Consider the following 15,593-nt stretch of genomic DNA (forward strand, 5'->3'; position numbering starts at 1 on the left):
CGCGACCAGGATGCTCTGATAGTGAGCGCGAAGGTCGTCTCGGTGGTCAACAAGAGCTGGCGGTGTGCGGTCGAGGGATACTCCTTGGCCAGCCGTGCCTGTTCTCCCCTGAGGGGCCGAATCCGCCTGGCCCCAAAAGCCGATACAGCCAACTCACCCTCTACCAGATCCTCGACGCCATCCAGGACCTGCTGCACTGCTGGACCGGCACCAGCACCACCTGACACCGCCCCCTGCTCAGAACACCCACCACCAGCCCAAACTCAAGAGCCAGAGCAACCTAACGGAGTCCTACCAGGCGGATTCTTCGCCCGGCACCTTAGCGAGCTCCACACCACGCAGGCTGAGCAGCACCAACGCAGCGCACCCGCAGACGAGCGCGATGTCTGCGACGTTACCCACGAACGGGCCGTAGTCGATGAAGTCCACAACATGCCCGCGGGCCAGGCCGGGCTCGCGGAAGAGTCGGTCGCCCAGGTGGGATATCGCACCGCCGAGCACCGCGCCCAGCACGAGCGCCCAGCCCGCCGAGGCCAGTCGGCGTGCGGTGTAGAGAATGCCGACCACTGCCGCTGCCGCCGCCAGGGTGAACACCCATGTCGCCTCGATGCCTATGGAGAACGCGGCGCCAGGGTTGTACAGCAGCCGGAAATGGATCAGAGGCGGGATCACGGCGACACGCTCGCTGTCGGACAGCGCGGAGACCGCCCACAGTTTGGTGAGCTGGTCCGCGAGCAGGACTACCGCCGCCAGTATGAGCATCACGCCGTACAGTCGGCTTGAACCCCGCTCCAACCGCATCATCATGGCCTCCGTGTGTAGCGATATCCGAACCAAGATTCCCTGAGACTATCGGCCCCTTCGCCGTCGCAGGATGCCCCTTGCCGCCGTGGGGTCGATCGGCTGAGCTAGTGCCGGATCAGGCAACATTTGCCCTGTCGAGGACGGCGCGTAGGCGCTGGTCGTCGGCGTGATGGTTTCGCCAGACATCCGATGCGGTTGATCTGTCAAGCGGCCTCAGCGACGTCGGGTGCCTTGAGGGTGAGGAAGGCGATTGCCTCGTCGTAGTCAGTGCGGACGGTGAGGCAGTGGTGCAGGCAGCCGAGCATGCGGTTGAAGAGGTTTCTCTGGGCTGCGGTGTGCCGGTCGCCGGCCTCTCTGCGGCGGTCGTAGTGGGCTCGGGCGCCGGGTGAGGCGGTCAGGGCCGCGAAGGCCCAGACGTAGCCGACGGCAGCCAGGCGCTGGTTCTTGACCCGGCGTGCCATGACCGCCACGCTCCAGCTCGGAATCGTGGGGCAGTCGCCGGTGGGCTGCGGCGTCGGTGCGCAGGATGTCGGCCAGGACCATGGCATCCAGGTGGTCGGATTTGCGGCGGGAGACCGCGTGGCGGTCACGGTAGCGGGCGGCGGCCATCGGGTTGATGGCGTAGACGGGGCGTCCGGTGGCGCGCAGGCAGGCCACCAACAGGCCGCGGGAGGTCTCGATCGCCACCGGGATCGGGTCCTCTCCGGTGTCGCCGTGGGCGGCGAGCAGGTCGATCAGTTGTTGCAGGCCCGGTGCATCGTCGTGGATCCGGGCCTTGGCTAAAAGGGCTCCGTCGTGGTCGACCAGGGCGACATCGTGATGATCGCTGGCCCAGTCGATCCCGCAGTACACGTGCATGATGTGTTCTCGCGTCCTTTTGGTTCGGGGTGCATTGCTGCTGGTCGCAGCCGTGCTGGATCACGCGTCTCCCTAATGGAAGGGCTCGATGGCCCAGCATCCGATTAGCCGTTCGTGACCCCAGCGGTCCGCAGGGGCCCTCGGTCTTGGCCAGTGCTCGAACGGCTCCGGGCGCGATGAGAGGTGACCCCTACGGATGGCTTGGACCACACGAACAACAACGATCCGATCATCTGACTGGATGTGACGCCGCCGGTGGAAGCTGGCACCAGCCCGTCGCTGCAAGGGCTCGAACGGACCCACTGCACTTCAGGCATGGCCTCGCCCATCAGGACGTACTGGCACGGCGGGCGGTGGCCGGTCCCGGGGTACAGGACCAGGTCAGTCTGGCGATGGGGCTGTCTGCCCTGATGATGTATGGACCTTGGTCCTGCCCATGGTGGCAGCCACGGAGTAACCGCCTTTCACTGCCCATTAGATGATGTAGCGGCGGATCATGCTGCGGCCTGGCGCGGGCCCTCGTCGGGCATCCGCAGGAGGGCCCGCTGGCCGGTTCATCGCCCGGGTGCGGGCCTTGACGGCCGATTTCTTGGCCAGTCTGAGGACGCGCAGGTCGGCAGCCGAGCCTTCACCCGTCTTCGGCGTGGTGGTGGCGCGTCCGGACAGGACGGCGCGGGCAGCGGCGTCGGCGGCGTCGGTCTTGCCTCGCTTGCGCCGGATGGCACGATCGGGCTGGTTGACCTCGATGACCTTGATGTTCTCCTGCCGCAGAAAGCGTGCCAGGGCGGCTCCGTAGGATCCGGTGCACTCCACTCCGGCCCGGTGCAGGGTGCCGAAGGAGCGTGCCCAGGCGCGGAGTTGGCGGTATCCGGCAGCGGTGGTCGGGAACTCCTGATGGGCCAGCAGTGCGCCCAGCACGGTGATCACTGTGGCAACGGGCACGTCCTTGTGGGTGTCGACCCCGATGATCACCTCCTCTGCGGGCTGTGCTGCCCGCTGCGCGGGCAGGGTCGCCCGGGGCATGCTGGTGACGGTCACTCGGCTCCTTCATCGGCCGGGGCTGTATCCGACGCCGGGCTGGGTGGTCGGTCAGCACTGTGATGGTGCCTTGTAGGGCAAGGCCCCTCTGCCGCACCATCCGCTCCGCGATCCGCCGCCGCACCGGCACCGGATCCCACGTCGACTGGTTCACGAAACTGCTGCAGGTTCTGCTCCTTGCCATCCGGCAGCCGCTCCGCCATCGGCTGGATCGACCTACGTCGGCCGTCCAGCATCAGTCCCGGCAGATAGCAGTCACCCTTCGCCCGCTGATCCTTGCGCGGCACCGACGCGAACACGTCAGCTACGAACAACGCCGACTCGGGGTGTCCGGACGGGACGGATAGGCGGCGCATCGTGAGTCACGGGCGTCCTCGTCGACGCAGCGCGCGGAGGAGCTTGGGTACGGCGCCTCCGATGACGAGGGCCGCCAGGGGCAGGACGATATCGGGCCACGGGTCGCGGATGGGCTTGTAGACGGCGGTGCCGTCGCGGATTTCGATGAAGCCGAGTGGTCTCGCCTCGGCTCCCCCTCCCCCTCCTCCTCCCTCTCCGGTCTTGGCGGTGCCGACTTCGCGTCCGGCGCCGCCGCCGAAGCCGAAGCGGATCTTGGCGACGGGGATGACGGTGACGCCGTCGGCGGTGACGGGTTCGCCGTACACGGCGGTCACCGAGGCGCGGCCACCGAGTTTGTCGGCCAGGCGTTCCAGCAGGGTGACGGAGGCGTGGGCGGCCGACAGGTTGGTGTCCTGCAGGGCCGCGGGCGTGGGTGCGGGCGCGGTCTCGTGCTCGGGCGCGGTCATCGGGTGCCCTTCAGGCTGCGGTTCGGCAGGGCCGAGGATGTGGGTGGCGGCAGGCGCCGGCATACGGGTCTTGGGGAAGGCGAACTTCTCCACCCAGGTGAGGGTGAACCCGGCGCCAGTGATGGCCGATTGGGTGTCGCGACGGGTGTGGCAGCCGCCCATCAGCAGGGGCCATATTATGGCGTCCACGGCGCGCTGCACCCGGCGCATGCCGGGTGAGTCGGCGCCCGCGTGCTCGAAAAAGCGGAGCTGCGGTGGAGTTCGGCGAGCGCGGTGTGCGGGTCGGCCACCGACCACAGAGTCAGACAGACGAAGGGCGCGTCGAACGAGGCGTCCGTGACCTGTAGTTGCTCGGCGCCTCCGCCGGTCACCTTCACCTGCACCGGGGCTGTACGGGCGGCCTGCTGGGCCAGCGCGCGCAGGCGCGGTTCTGGCTCAATCGCCAGCACGCGCTTCACCTCCGGCGGATAGTGCGAAAAGTTTCACCCCGCGCAATGTCACGGGCCTGCTGGACGCCCTGGAGGCCGACGGTCTCGTTGCTCGCGCCGCCCACCCGACCGACCGACGCGCCACGCTGGTGTCCCTCACCGAGTCGGGCCGCACCCTGACCGCCGGGTTGCGCGGGGGGCGCGAAAGGCTGGCCCTGGAGCTGTTCGGGGCATGCCCGCCGCCCAGCTGGCCGCGATCCAGGACGGCTTGGAGACGGTGCTCGCACGGCTGCGCGCCATCGACCGGGGGAGTAGCTGACGCCGCACCGGCATATGAGCGCCGGGACGCCCGCAGGGCGCGGCGGTGTGGATTCCCTGCCGGCCTGGGAATTTGCCTGGCCGCTTACGCCAGCCGTTCGCCGCATGCGCGGCGGCGCTCAACGGCTTGCCTCGGCCCGGTGCCAGGGTGCGTCCGGCCGGGTGGGTCGGGCGTCGCCGGCCAGCCACAAGGTGTACACCGGTCGGTTCGCGTCGTCGGTGGCTGGTCCGAGGTGGTGGCCGGTCATGTGGCACCAGGCGGGCAGGTCAAGTAGGGCTGCCGGATCGGTGGCGTCGACGTGCACGACGGTGCCCGTCGACGGTGATGCCCGGGGTGAGGGTCTCGGAATTGGTGGGGGTCATCGGCGGTAGGCAATGGCGGGCAGGACGTCGAGAGCGACGCGCCGCGAGCGTGAATTGCCGGATGGCCTCCTCGTAGAGGGCGAGCGTGCGGCGCGGGTCGGCGTTCTCCTGTCGCACCGTCACAGGTTCGCCTCCGCTCGCTCGCTCCCTCGCCGCTCTCGGTGCCTGCCGAACGGTCGGGCAGTCACGAGGCGAAGGCGCTGTGAGGGTGTCCTGAGTGGTGCTGTGGGGTTCAGGCGGGCTCGATGTCCGGCCACTCCACGGCGGCGGAGCCCCAGGTGAGGCCGCCGCCGAAGGCGGTCATCAGGACCCGGTCGCCGGGGCGCAGCGTGCCGTCGGCGGCCGCGTGGGCGAGGGCCAGCGGGATGGAGGCGCCTGCGGTGTTGGCGACGCGGTCGACGTTGACCACGGCCTTCTCGCGGGGGATCTTCAGCCGGTCCGCGACGGCGTGCAGGATGCGCAGGTTGGCCTGGTGGCCGACGAAGGCGTCCACGTCGGACACCTGCCAGCCGACCTCGCTGAGGACTTTCTGCGAGGAGGCCGTCATGTGCAGGACGGCGTTCCTGTAGACCCGCTGGCCTTCCATCTGGAAGTAAGTGTCACCGGGTTCGGGCTCAAGGCCCGTCGAGCGCTGCGCCGAGCCGCCGGCCGGCACGGTGATGAGGTCCCGTCCTGAGCCGTCGCTGCCCAAGTCGAGCGCCTTGACGGCACCCGGCTCGTCCGGGTCGCCCGCCCGCAGCACCACCGCCCCGGCGCCGTCGCCGAAGATGACACTGGTGGTGCGGTCCATGGGGTTGAGCAGGGTAGTGAACGCCTCGGCGGCGATCACCAGCACGCGTTCGGCCTGCCCGGAGGCGATGAGGCCGGCCCCGGTGGCGAGCGCGTACAGGAAGCCTGTGCACACCGCGGAGACGTCGAAGGCAGGGATGTGTCCGAGGCCGAGCCGGGTCGCGACGTCCGGGGCGGTGCCGGGGCACGGCCGGTCGGGCGTGGTGGTGGCCAGGACCAGCAGGCCGGGATCGGGTCCGCCGGCCGACTTGAGGGCGTTCGCGCCCGCTTCGACCGCGAGGTCGGAGGTGGCCGTGCCGGGCGCTACGACGTGCCGGGTGGAGATGCCGGTACGACTGCGGATCCACTCGTCGGAGGTGTCGAGGGTCTGGGCGAGCTCGTCGTTGGTGACGATCCGCTCGGGGACGTGGGAGCCGATCCCCGCGATGACGGCGGCCCTACCCATGCCGGGCCTGCCCACGCCTGGTCTGCTCTTTCATGAGTACGTCCCTCGTCTCTTGTCGTCGGCTGTCGGCTGTCGGCTGCGGATGTGCGGGAATGGGACCGTGCGGAGGCCTGGACCACGAGCGCGGACCAGCTGAAGCCGCCGCCTCTGCTGACCACGAGGGCGTACCGGCCCGGGTCCGGGCTCGGTGAGCGTGGCCAGGTTGGCCGCGCCGTCGCCGGTGCCCAGGTGCCCACGTGCCCGGTGTCGGGGGCGAGGTCGAGGTCGAGGAACTCGGCATGGGCCGGGGTCGGCGAGCGGCCAGACCGCCGCGGTCTCCAGAACCACGGCCCTCCGTTGCACATTTGCTGGAGTTGGCCTTGCCCCGGATGACGGCATCGGCGTCGCGCAGCGGCCGCACTGCGAGTGCGTCGCTCGTCGGGACGAAGTCCCGCAGGGTGGTGTGCCGGCCGTGGGGGCAACCCCGGGACATGGATGTTGTCCTTGACCACGCCGACCATGCCAGACAACGGGCCCATTGCGGGGATATGGTCGGTGTCAGGGGCGAGGGTGATGAATCCACCCCGATCGCCGTCTGCTCGGCGCGTTCCAAGGAATCTCTCACGGACAGGCGCCGGCTCCCATGCTCGTGGGCGTCCGGCTCGCCTGCATGAGGGGTGCTCTCGCGGGTTCGCTCATCGCCTGCTCCTTCGTGCGGATCCGCTTCGACAGCTGACGTACGATCACTGCGCCGCCCCCCGGCGGCACGGTCCCAGAGTCCGAATGTCCGAGGCTGACGGCCTCGCTCGTCAGGGCTCCTCGCCGCCTTGCACGGCTACCGGCCGGATGCCCCAGGACTTCGGCGGGTTGCTGTCCGCCACGCCCGGATTGAGAGTGTGGTGTAGGCAGCGAACCGCCGATCGGGTCACCTTCCAGAATCGCTTCCGGCAGGTGTTGCCATTTCGGCTTCCTGAAAAATTATCCTCTGCACCTCTGGGTACGGAGTCCCCGTTCTTGCCTGAATATCGCTTGATTAAGCCCGACCGACGGTTTTGTAAGCGCAGGTCATCTCAGCGAATCACCATTGTTCCCGCGCCGATTGGCGCTTCTCACGAGCCCGCTTATGACACACAAGGGCCCCAGGAGCCAGCCATCCTGTTGCCGGCCGATACCCATCCAGTCCCGGTGCCTCCGGAACGCGTCGAGGTGACCTTCTGGCCGACGGGGCGGAGCGGGCCGCCGCCACTGCGGTAGCCCTCAAGACCAGGGAGTGCCGACACCGGTCCGTCGCCGGTCGGCCTGCGCAAGGCGGGCAGCAAAACACCACCTGATCTGTGACGGACGCGCGGCACTCCGCTCAAGGTCATCACCACCGCGGTCAACGTCAACGACGTCACCCCAGACCCTCGCCCTCGCCTGGCTGCCGATGCTCGCACTGACCGGCAAGCCGGAGGTGAGGATCACCGCCGGCCCACTGGTGCAGCTTGGTCTGAATCCCCAGTACCCGGCGCTCGCCCCAGTAAAGGGCCGATTCCAGTTCGTCGGTATTCACCGGCGAAATCCTCCTGGCATTTCAGTCTCCTCACTGCTGACTTGCTGGTCCCCTTCGCCATGTGCGCGCCTCCCGTGCGCTCGGACTACTACGGGACCTCCACCCCATCCCGCGGCCCTCGGCCGGCGACGGGCCTGCCCTGGACCAGCCTGGCTGGCTGGCCCGGAGGGCGACCGGGGAGTTCCCACGTTCACTCGACGACCGGTCGACGAGGGAGGTGCCCAGCTCTTGCTCCGGCAGCATCGCCACGACTACGCCGCAGTCCTTCATCGTGGCCTCCCCACCGACGGCACTACGCGGCTTCGGAGTTGACCACCGGAGTGGTCACGCACTGCATCCCGGCCCATATCCACCAGATTGGAGCCGATTCGTCGCTTACGGAGCTTTGCCACTGGTTCCTGCGTACACCTTCTCGTCTCGCTTGCCGGACCCGCACCGTCTGGCAGTGCCAGCACGTCCCGGCGTTGTCAGGGCGGCTTCCCACCCTCACTGGCGTCTCCCAGATCAGGCTGCCCTCAGCTTCAACCGGACTGCTGCGACAGTCCGGTGGCGGAGTCCTTTCACTTCCGCCCGGTCATCAGGCGCCTCGCGGCGCACTGTGCCGTCCACGATCAGCACGGTGTCCTTGCGGAACCGCCTGCGCTGCTGGAGCGGGAGCGCGGGGCCGAGGTGGTCGATGATGCGGTCAGCGGCCGACTTCGACACCCCGAACAGCGGCGCCAGCTGCCGCAGCGTCAGGTTGGTCCGCCATACGCAGCAACCAGCAGAACCCGGTCCTCCAGCGGCAGGCTCCACGGCCGGCCCTTGCGGACGGGGTCTGCACTCTCGCGCCGCAGCGCGGTGACGAGTTTGCCGAACTGACGCGGGCTCAGACCGGTGAACGGGGCTATCCAGGACGGCTCCGGCGCCGTGATCACACCAGAAACAGCAAGATCATCTCACCCGTGACCGGCAGTTACGGGACAGCCTTTAGCTGACGGCCGCAGCGCATCCACAACAGTCAGCAATGTGTTCCGCATCAGTGGGAGCAACTCCCCCGTCCTCGCCCGCATCCCTGCCCGACCTGCTCCAGCGCGGCCCTCCGCCCTTTGCGGATCAGTTCGCTGTTTGATCGGCGACAGTTGCCATGGCACGGGGCGCGACCCGCTCCGCCTCTGGCATGACAGTGAGCCAGCTGTCGAGGACCACGGCCTGGGCGGCAAGCCTGCGGGCGTCGGACGGCTCTGCCAGCTCCACGAGTGCGGCCAGTGCGCGGGCTCGTGTCTTGCGGTAGGCGATCGAAGAGGCGACGGCCTCAGCCCGGCCCAGATCGCCGTGCCGGCCCAGCTCCTTGACGATGGCGACCAGCGCCTCGCCTCGTGCCCAGCGGTCGGTGATCGCGTGGGCGACGGCCTCGGCCCGGACCGTGTCCCCCCGCCGGGCCACCTCGCGGACCACTTCGATCAGCGCTCTGGCCCGTGCCCAGCGGTCGGTGATCGCGTGGGCGAGGGCCTCGGCCCGAACCGTGTCGCCGTAGCGGGCCAGCTCCCGGACAACGTCCGCCTGCCGCCCCGCGCGCAGATGGGGGGCGTCGATCCATTCGGCGAGGGCCATGGCCCGCTCGGTTTGCCCCCGCCGGGCCAGCAGGAGTGTCACGGCCCTTAGCAGAGTGCCGTGATGGTAGCCGTCGTCGGGGTGGAGCAGTGTCTCCGCCCGGCCAGCCAGGGCGAGAGCCACCTCCTGGTCTGCGGTTTCGGCGACCGCGTTCAACACGTCTGTCATGACCGCGGCGTCGAGGGGGCCTCTGGAGGAATCGGACAAGACAATCAGGTCCGGGTCTCCTCCAAGGGTGGCGCAGGGCGGTCTGCGGGCCTCGCGGGGTGATCTGGGTGAGCGGCGCAGGAGTGCGTCGATCCGGCCCAGGTCTCCTCGGAGGATCTCGGAGGCGAGTACCTTTGCAAGGGGCCCGGGCCGTACCCAGCCTTCGCCATGGGGCTTGGACCGGACGTAGGACTCCATGCGGTCGGCGAGCGCGGCTGCCCAGGTATGGTCGCCCGTCGCGGCGGCCACCTCCACGAGGAGGGCGAGGACATGTAGCGACCACACCCCGTCGCCGCCGTGAGAATTCAACTCGTCGGCGCGAGCGGCGAACCCGAGGGCTTCGTGGGCGTCACCGTTGTCCGCCACCGCCTTCGCCAGCATGGCCCAGGCTCTCCCCCAGTTGTGCGGGTAGCGGATCCTTTTTGCAAGAGCGACAGCCTTGCCGCGTTCACCGGCACGGGCCCACGCCGGCACGAGGGCGACCAGCGCCCGGTCCCGCAGCTGCCGCTCGGGAATCGACTCGGCCAGTGCCTGGGCTCCCCGCAGGTCTCCTGCGCTGGCCGCGGCCTTCATCAGTGCCAGGAGCCTGTCGTCCTGCTCGCGCACACCGCCGTTGGTCGCGTACACCAGCGCAGCCGCGCGGGCAAGGTGACCCGTGCGGGCGAGCGCCTCCTGGAACCAAGAGGGCAAACGGACATCTGCCTCGCTGTGCACCGACAGCCTGAGAACGGCCAGCAAGCAGGGCTCGAACCCGCCGCGCACGATGCCCCTTCCCGTGTCAGTCTCCGGGGCGAGGCCGCCACCTCGTTCCTGTACCCGCAGACCAAACTCCTCGCCCCACCGGGCCAGCCCCTCCTCCACGTATATGTCGCGCTCTTGGTGAAGCCACTCCTCAGCCACAACCTCTCCCCTCGGCCTCGCACGGCCGGACAATCCAGGGATGACTCCCGCTTCCACCTGCGGCCCATGGAGAAATCACCACGGCATATCAATGACAACAGGCCGGTGATCCGACACCGGCATCTGCGGCGCACCCGTGCCGACCGGGATGCACCGGCATGTCCCCGCCGCGAGTACGTGGTCGAACTGCACCGCAGGACGGTGCGAGGGATACGTCGCTACACGGGCCAGGTCCCGCCAGTCACCCAGCACCGACCGTCGGGTGGGCTGCGCGACAACGCCGCCATGCAGGCACGACCCGGCGCACAGCGCCGGTCCCTGCGTGCCGAGCCGCCCTCGCCGCGCCCCACGGGTCACAGGGGCGACGAACTCGGCCGCACTGAGTACGACCCTGGGGATCGGGCCTAGCAGGTTGAAGTCACCCAGCAGGACGTGGGGCCGCGGAAGGTCGGCGATCCAGTCGCGGGCGGCAAGCAGTTGCCGGATGTTCCACCCCGGGACGAACGAAAGATGCACTGCCACCGCCGTCAACAGCCCCTGCTCTCCTGCCATCACGGCGGCGAGAGCAGCGCGTGGCTGGTCGCGGACCAGGGTGAGTCCGGGCCTCCCGGCCACCCGAAGCGGCAGGCCAAAGGGAGCCGGGGCGAACCGCCTGGCCCTCCATTCCCGCACGGGCAGCCTGGACAGCAACGCGATGCCGTGCGAGGGCACGTCCCCCTGTGCCGCCGCATCCCGCAGGCCGTATACCCGCAGCCCCGCCTCGGCCGGGTCGAGAACCCACCCCCTGCCCGGCACCGCCCTTCCATGGACCGCCGACGCATACCGCCAGTCCCGTGCCCCCGCTGCTTCGGCCGCGACGCCCGCCTGGTCCACGTGACCCGACCGCTCCTGGAGACGGTCGACCTCCTGCAGCGCCAAGACATCGGCGCCCAGCGACGCGACGGCCTCAGCCAGCGGAAGCCCGGCATCCGAGGACGGGACGGAAATAGGCCTGCCGTCCTGGAGCGTCCGGCCGTGCAGCACGTTAAAGGTCGCAAACCGCATCGGAGTACGGTACGTCGCCCGGCACGGCTCCACATCCGTGGAATTACGCAATGGACTTCGGAAGACCACTGCGACCGCCCGCCGCAAGGCGGGAGCGGGCGGCTCGGCCGCTCACAGCGTCCCTGTTCCGGCAGGTCGGCTCGCTCGCGGAGCTGACATGATGGCAGACCGGTGAGATGTTGGCCCACGACTCCCCTCGACCAGCGGCCTCGAAGACCCGCTCGGCAAACGGCTGCCGCCAGGCGTCCGGGCCGTGCTCCGCCGTCGGCTCGCTCACCCGGCCCCCGACGGCCCGGGGCAGCAGGGAAGCTCAGGTGCAGTTTGTACGCGTGGTCCTCCAGCCTGTGTGTCATACCGGCGCGCACCGCTCGACCGTGTCGCTCAGTCCCGGCCAACGGGCCCACCAGCCACCGGTGTTGGGTTCACCGCCTGCTGTCGCCGTGCGCGAGCAGGCTGGTGACTTCGGCGATCGCCTCCACCGAGGGGTGAAAGTACCTGCCAGTCTTGCGGTTCACCCGGCGGCGCCTGAGCTGAACGGCCTGGCGTGCGCTGGGGAAGAGCAGGTTGTTCACCGTGCACACCTTGATCCGGCGGATCTCACCCCGGCCATGCCCGGTGTCACGGGTGCGTGACTGCAGCGGAGTCTGCTTCCACGGAAGGGACTTGAGCTGCTTGCGGAGCTTCTTCTGATTCCCTTTCACGATCACGACGTAGTGCGCGTTGCGGCCGAGCAGGTATGTCGCATGCTCGCGCTGAGTGTGCATCGCGTCGCCGGTCACGACCACGCCCGCCAGGTCGGTGAGGGTCTCGAGTAGAGGCCGGAAGCAGGTGATCTCATTGTTCTTCTCGCCACGTCGAGCTGGGCCAGGACCAAGCCGCGGACGGGGTCGCATGCAGCGAGCAGGTGAACCTTCCGGCCCTTGGCCCTGCCTGCTCCGCGCAGGCTCTTGCCGTCGACCGCCAGTGCGCGCAGCCGGCCGTCGGCGCCGAGGCGCCGGTCGGCCAGCCTCACACTGCCCGGTCCAACACGTCGCCGTCGATGCGGCCCAGCAGCCGTCGTACTGTCGTTTCCGCAGGCGTGCATCGCTTCGGGAACAGCGGATCGGGCCGTATGCCAAGGCGCTTCAGGACACAGGACGGGGCGTCAGCGATCCACTCGCCGACCGCCAGCAGGGAGGTCGCCCCGGCCAGAACCGCGCACGCGGTGAGCGCGAGCACGGCGACCAGGGTGTGCCGCACGCCGCGCGGGTCCCGAGGGTCGGGCACCTCAGCCAGTCGCTCCAGCAGGGCCGGGATTTCCTCGGGCACGGCCTCAGGATGCTGACGGAGTTGGTCAAAAGCAGGCGGGATCGGCGATGATGCTTCGGCAGGCACGGTCTTCCCGTCGGATCATGAGGCGTCGAGAACTCCATGATCTTGGAAGCCCGTGCCTGCTACGTTCCGGGGCCAACCAAGCTGACGGATCGCCACGGACCGGGCCTCACACGAGAACGCTGAGGGCCTGCCGGTCGGGTATCCACCATCGGGACTCCAGCGGGGTTCCGCGTCGCAGCTGGACCCACGGACTCGCTGCACAGGGCTCCGACACCCGTGTCAGCACCGCAGCTCCGCCGCGCGCTCGCACATCACCTCCACAGCGTCGGGCAGTCGAGGAAGCGGCCCGGGGTGGGCCTCCCGGATGAGCTTCACCGCGTGAAGCCGCCGACCACCCCTGATCAGCTCGTCCACCTCTTCCCGAACCACCGGCAGCAACGCATCCCAGATCGAGTTCTCCATGCGCCGATCCAAGCAACTCACCCCCTCCCACCACCACCGAACTGAACGGTACGACCGCGCGAAGCCCCGCTCAGTGAGCCCGGGGTAATAGCGGGCGATAACCCCACCGCGGGGCCCTCACATCGGCACAGGAAGCCCGTTCACCCCGCCGATGATCATGGAGAGTACGGTGATCAGCAAAGTGTCCGCTGCACCTTTAGCGATCGTGTCGAAGAGCACGTAGTCCGGGATCACGCTCCAGTTGACGTCTGCGTTGGAGAATGCGATCCCAATGAGGGTGACCATACCCAGCACCAGTACCGCGCTGAGCCAACGGCCGTAGTGGCGGACTGGCATGGCCTTTGATGGCCTGCAGCGGCATCCGGCCAGAGCTGGTAGACCTGTGGCCGGTGAACGCGCCCGGCGGCCCGTTGGACGGGCCCTGCCGATTGACTCAGTCATATGCTGACACCTTCTTGTCTGGCGGGGGTCTCAGTCATCGCCGCTGTTGATGTTTGCTCGGAGAACACGACCGTCGGCGACATTCCACTTTTCCAGGATTTTCTTGTACTCGCCGTTTTTGATGATTGCGTCGAGTGCGGCTTTGATGGCATCGCGCAATTGCGTGTTGTCCTTGCGTACGACGATGCCGTAGGGTCGAGGCTCGGCCATGGCGCCGACGACCTCGTAAATGCCGCCCGACTGTTTGGCGTTGTACGCGGCGACCGGGAACTCGTTCAGGTCGGCGTCGGAGGCACCCTGGCGCAGCCGGACCAAAGCGTCGGTGTCCTTGTCGAAGGCCTGGATCGTGAGCTTGCCCCTGCCCTTTACTTGACACCACGTTGCCTGGGCTTCGGCAAGATCGTGGGAGGTGGTGCCGCGCTGAAGGGCGACGATCTTGCCGCACAGCTCGTTGAAGGACGTGATGTCCTTGGGGTTGCCTTTCTGTACCAGGATCGATGTACCGGCGGCGAAGTAATCGACGAAGTCGACCCCCGGGCCTACTTTCTTGCCGGTGTGGTCCTCGCCGGTCTGGCGCGCTCTGGTGTCGCCCATGCCGGAAATGAGGACATCGAAGCGACCAGTCTGAAGCGACGGGATGAGATTGTCGAACGTGCTGTCCTGAAACTGGAACGTCACACCAAGCTGCTTGCCCAAGGCCTCAGCCAGGTCCGGGTCGATGCCGACCGCCTGGCCATCCTTGTCCTTGAACTCGAGAGGGGCGTAGTTGATGTCGGAGCCGACCTTGATGACCTTAGAGTCCTGATACTTCTCCGGCAGCTTGCTGAACAAGAGGGTGGATTCGACCTCTGTGGACCTCGCGCCAGCACCACCCGCCCTATCCGTCTGGTCTCCGCATCCCGCGAGCACCAGTGTGCTCGAGGCCACGAGGGCTCCGGTTACCAGATGGGTTGTCAAAGTGAACCGTTGATTCATGACGATCTCTCCGTAAATGGTGTTGTGGCCCCCGCGTTGCTCCCTTGAAGCAACGGCCGACAGGCTCCTGTCCTCTTTGAGGGAGAGCCTGCGACCACCTTGCTTCAAGAGACACACCGGCCAGCGCTCGTCGGATCCGAGCGCCTCATTGAGGGCAATTGCCGCGGAAGTGGCGTGAAAGAAGGACGAGAAGCTGCGTCAGCGTCGTCAGTGAGAAGTGACGGATCGTTGGAGACCCATCACATTCATGAGCAGACGTGTGATCGTCAGTGCCGTGGTGTGCTGGATGTCCCGGGCCGGCTGATACTCCGTGAAGACCATTGCGGCGATGCGTGATTCGCCTGCCAATGCATGGACGAGGCTCCTCACCTGCGGGAACGTGAGCCCGCCCGGCTCGGGCCACCCCACGCCAGGAGCAATGGACGGGTCCAGCCCGTCGCAGTCGATGGTGATCACCCAACGACCAGGGGCACGCAGCTTGTCCAAGACCACACCGATACCTTGCTCGTGCACCTGCCATGCCGTGATCAGTTCGTTCCCGGCGGCCTTCGCGTCAGCGACGTCCTGGGGCCGCCCAGAGCCGACAGCACGTAGGCCGACCTGCACGATGCGTCTGACGCAGTCGAACTCTCGGATGCGCCGAATGGGACTGGAGTACCCGTGGGTGACCCCGCCCACCTCATCCCGAAAGTCCAAGTGCGCATCGATGTGCAGTACATTGACATGCTCGTACCCACGAAATGCGGCCACGACCATCGGCGGCACGGCGTCCAGTCCGCCCAGTACCAGCGGAGTCCTGCCCTGCTGGACCAGTGGCGTCAAGATCTCGGCTGTTCGGTCCGAAATGGCGTCGGGATCACGCGGGTCGCCTATCACGTTGCCGCAGTCGGTTACCGTCGACACTCCGTCCGGAAACAGCGGCCCGCCCCAGTCGAAGTCATAGTGAGTCGCGATGTGCCGGTACTCCATGCGGTGCGTGAGCGCACGGACGGCGTCAGCCGCATCTGCGCACGACGCCAGGTCCTGTGGACTGTATGGCGGACCAAAAGGTACGCCTACGAATGCGTAAGGAGTCTCAACTCTAGCCGTGTCGGTGACTATATCGGCATTGAGGAAGGAGGCTATCGGAGCCTTGAGCACGGAATACCCCTGACGGGATTTTCCTATCGAGGGGACAGGAGACCCGTTCTAAGATACGCCACGGCAGATAGTATCTGACGTGGCTCTGATGTCAACGGTGGCGTCGACATCGTGCGTCTGAGCCCCCACTCCTCGGGCTT

14 protein-coding genes and 4 pseudogenes are annotated in these 15,593 nt (G+C 67.9%); all 18 read right to left on the reverse strand.

Going from position 1 to position 15,593, the window contains the following annotated elements; translation table 11 throughout:
• Positions 1-291 precede the first annotated feature (291 nt).
• A complete protein-coding gene (locus tag ACZ562_RS31250) occupies positions 292-762 on the reverse strand; it encodes a signal peptidase II (RefSeq protein WP_471185988.1) in 471 nt (156 codons plus the stop codon).
• A gap of 245 nt (positions 763-1,007) precedes the next feature.
• Positions 1,008-1,265, reverse strand: a complete 258-nt coding sequence (locus ACZ562_RS31255; protein ID WP_471186188.1) for a hypothetical protein — start codon at positions 1,263-1,265, stop codon at positions 1,008-1,010.
• Positions 1,266-1,278: 13 nt separating this feature from the next.
• Positions 1,279-1,662: pseudogene (locus ACZ562_RS31260) on the reverse strand (IS110 family transposase); the annotation flags it as partial.
• A gap of 549 nt (positions 1,663-2,211) precedes the next feature.
• Positions 2,212-2,685 (reverse strand): annotated as a pseudogene (locus tag ACZ562_RS31265) (IS110 family transposase); the annotation flags it as partial.
• 97 nt (positions 2,686-2,782) lie between these two features.
• Positions 2,783-3,056 (reverse strand): annotated as a pseudogene (locus ACZ562_RS31270) (transposase); the annotation flags it as partial.
• Positions 3,057-3,062: 6 nt separating this feature from the next.
• A complete protein-coding gene (locus ACZ562_RS31275) occupies positions 3,063-3,713 on the reverse strand; it encodes a spore germination protein GerW family protein (protein WP_471185990.1) in 651 nt (216 codons plus the stop codon).
• Positions 3,680-3,952, reverse strand: a complete 273-nt coding sequence (locus ACZ562_RS31280) for a methyltransferase domain-containing protein (protein ID WP_471185992.1) — start codon at positions 3,950-3,952, stop codon at positions 3,680-3,682. Before ACZ562_RS31280 ends, ACZ562_RS31275 begins: the two co-directional genes overlap by 34 nt.
• A gap of 892 nt (positions 3,953-4,844) precedes the next feature.
• The gene (locus ACZ562_RS31285) at positions 4,845-5,846 is read right to left on the reverse strand and encodes a beta-ketoacyl-ACP synthase III (RefSeq protein WP_471185994.1); all 1,002 of its coding nucleotides are present in this window, start codon (positions 5,844-5,846) and stop codon (positions 4,845-4,847) included.
• 1,372 nt (positions 5,847-7,218) lie between these two features.
• Complete coding sequence (locus ACZ562_RS31290) at positions 7,219-7,377, reverse strand: hypothetical protein (RefSeq protein WP_471185995.1); 159 nt, start codon at positions 7,375-7,377, stop codon at positions 7,219-7,221.
• 594 nt (positions 7,378-7,971) lie between these two features.
• A pseudogene (locus ACZ562_RS31295) lies at positions 7,972-8,294 on the reverse strand (helix-turn-helix domain-containing protein); the annotation flags it as partial.
• Between the two features lie 178 nt (positions 8,295-8,472).
• Entirely contained in the window at positions 8,473-10,077 is a 1,605-nt protein-coding gene (locus ACZ562_RS31300) for a hypothetical protein (protein ID WP_471185996.1), read from the reverse strand.
• Positions 10,078-10,152: 75 nt separating this feature from the next.
• Positions 10,153-11,121, reverse strand: coding sequence for an endonuclease/exonuclease/phosphatase family protein (locus ACZ562_RS31305; RefSeq protein WP_471185997.1), 969 nt, complete (start codon positions 11,119-11,121; stop codon positions 10,153-10,155).
• A gap of 422 nt (positions 11,122-11,543) precedes the next feature.
• Entirely contained in the window at positions 11,544-12,014 is a 471-nt protein-coding gene (locus ACZ562_RS31310) for an ISAs1 family transposase (RefSeq protein WP_471185999.1), read from the reverse strand.
• 115 nt (positions 12,015-12,129) lie between these two features.
• On the reverse strand, positions 12,130-12,429 hold the full coding sequence (locus tag ACZ562_RS31315) for a transposase family protein (protein ID WP_471186001.1): 300 nt from the start codon (positions 12,427-12,429) through the stop codon (positions 12,130-12,132).
• A 285-nt stretch (positions 12,430-12,714) separates the two neighbouring features.
• Positions 12,715-12,897, reverse strand: a complete 183-nt coding sequence (locus ACZ562_RS31320; RefSeq protein WP_361764094.1) for a hypothetical protein — start codon at positions 12,895-12,897, stop codon at positions 12,715-12,717.
• Positions 12,898-13,014: 117 nt separating this feature from the next.
• A complete protein-coding gene (locus ACZ562_RS31325; protein ID WP_471186004.1) occupies positions 13,015-13,182 on the reverse strand; it encodes a hypothetical protein in 168 nt (55 codons plus the stop codon).
• A 186-nt stretch (positions 13,183-13,368) separates the two neighbouring features.
• Positions 13,369-14,313, reverse strand: a complete 945-nt coding sequence (locus tag ACZ562_RS31330) for an ABC transporter substrate-binding protein (protein WP_471186007.1) — start codon at positions 14,311-14,313, stop codon at positions 13,369-13,371.
• 207 nt (positions 14,314-14,520) lie between these two features.
• The gene (locus tag ACZ562_RS31335) at positions 14,521-15,453 is read right to left on the reverse strand and encodes an arginase family protein (protein WP_471186009.1); all 933 of its coding nucleotides are present in this window, start codon (positions 15,451-15,453) and stop codon (positions 14,521-14,523) included.
• Between the last annotated feature and the right edge of the window lie 140 nt (positions 15,454-15,593).

The sequence above is a fragment of the Streptomyces sp. NPDC040410 genome (genome assembly GCF_055595715.1).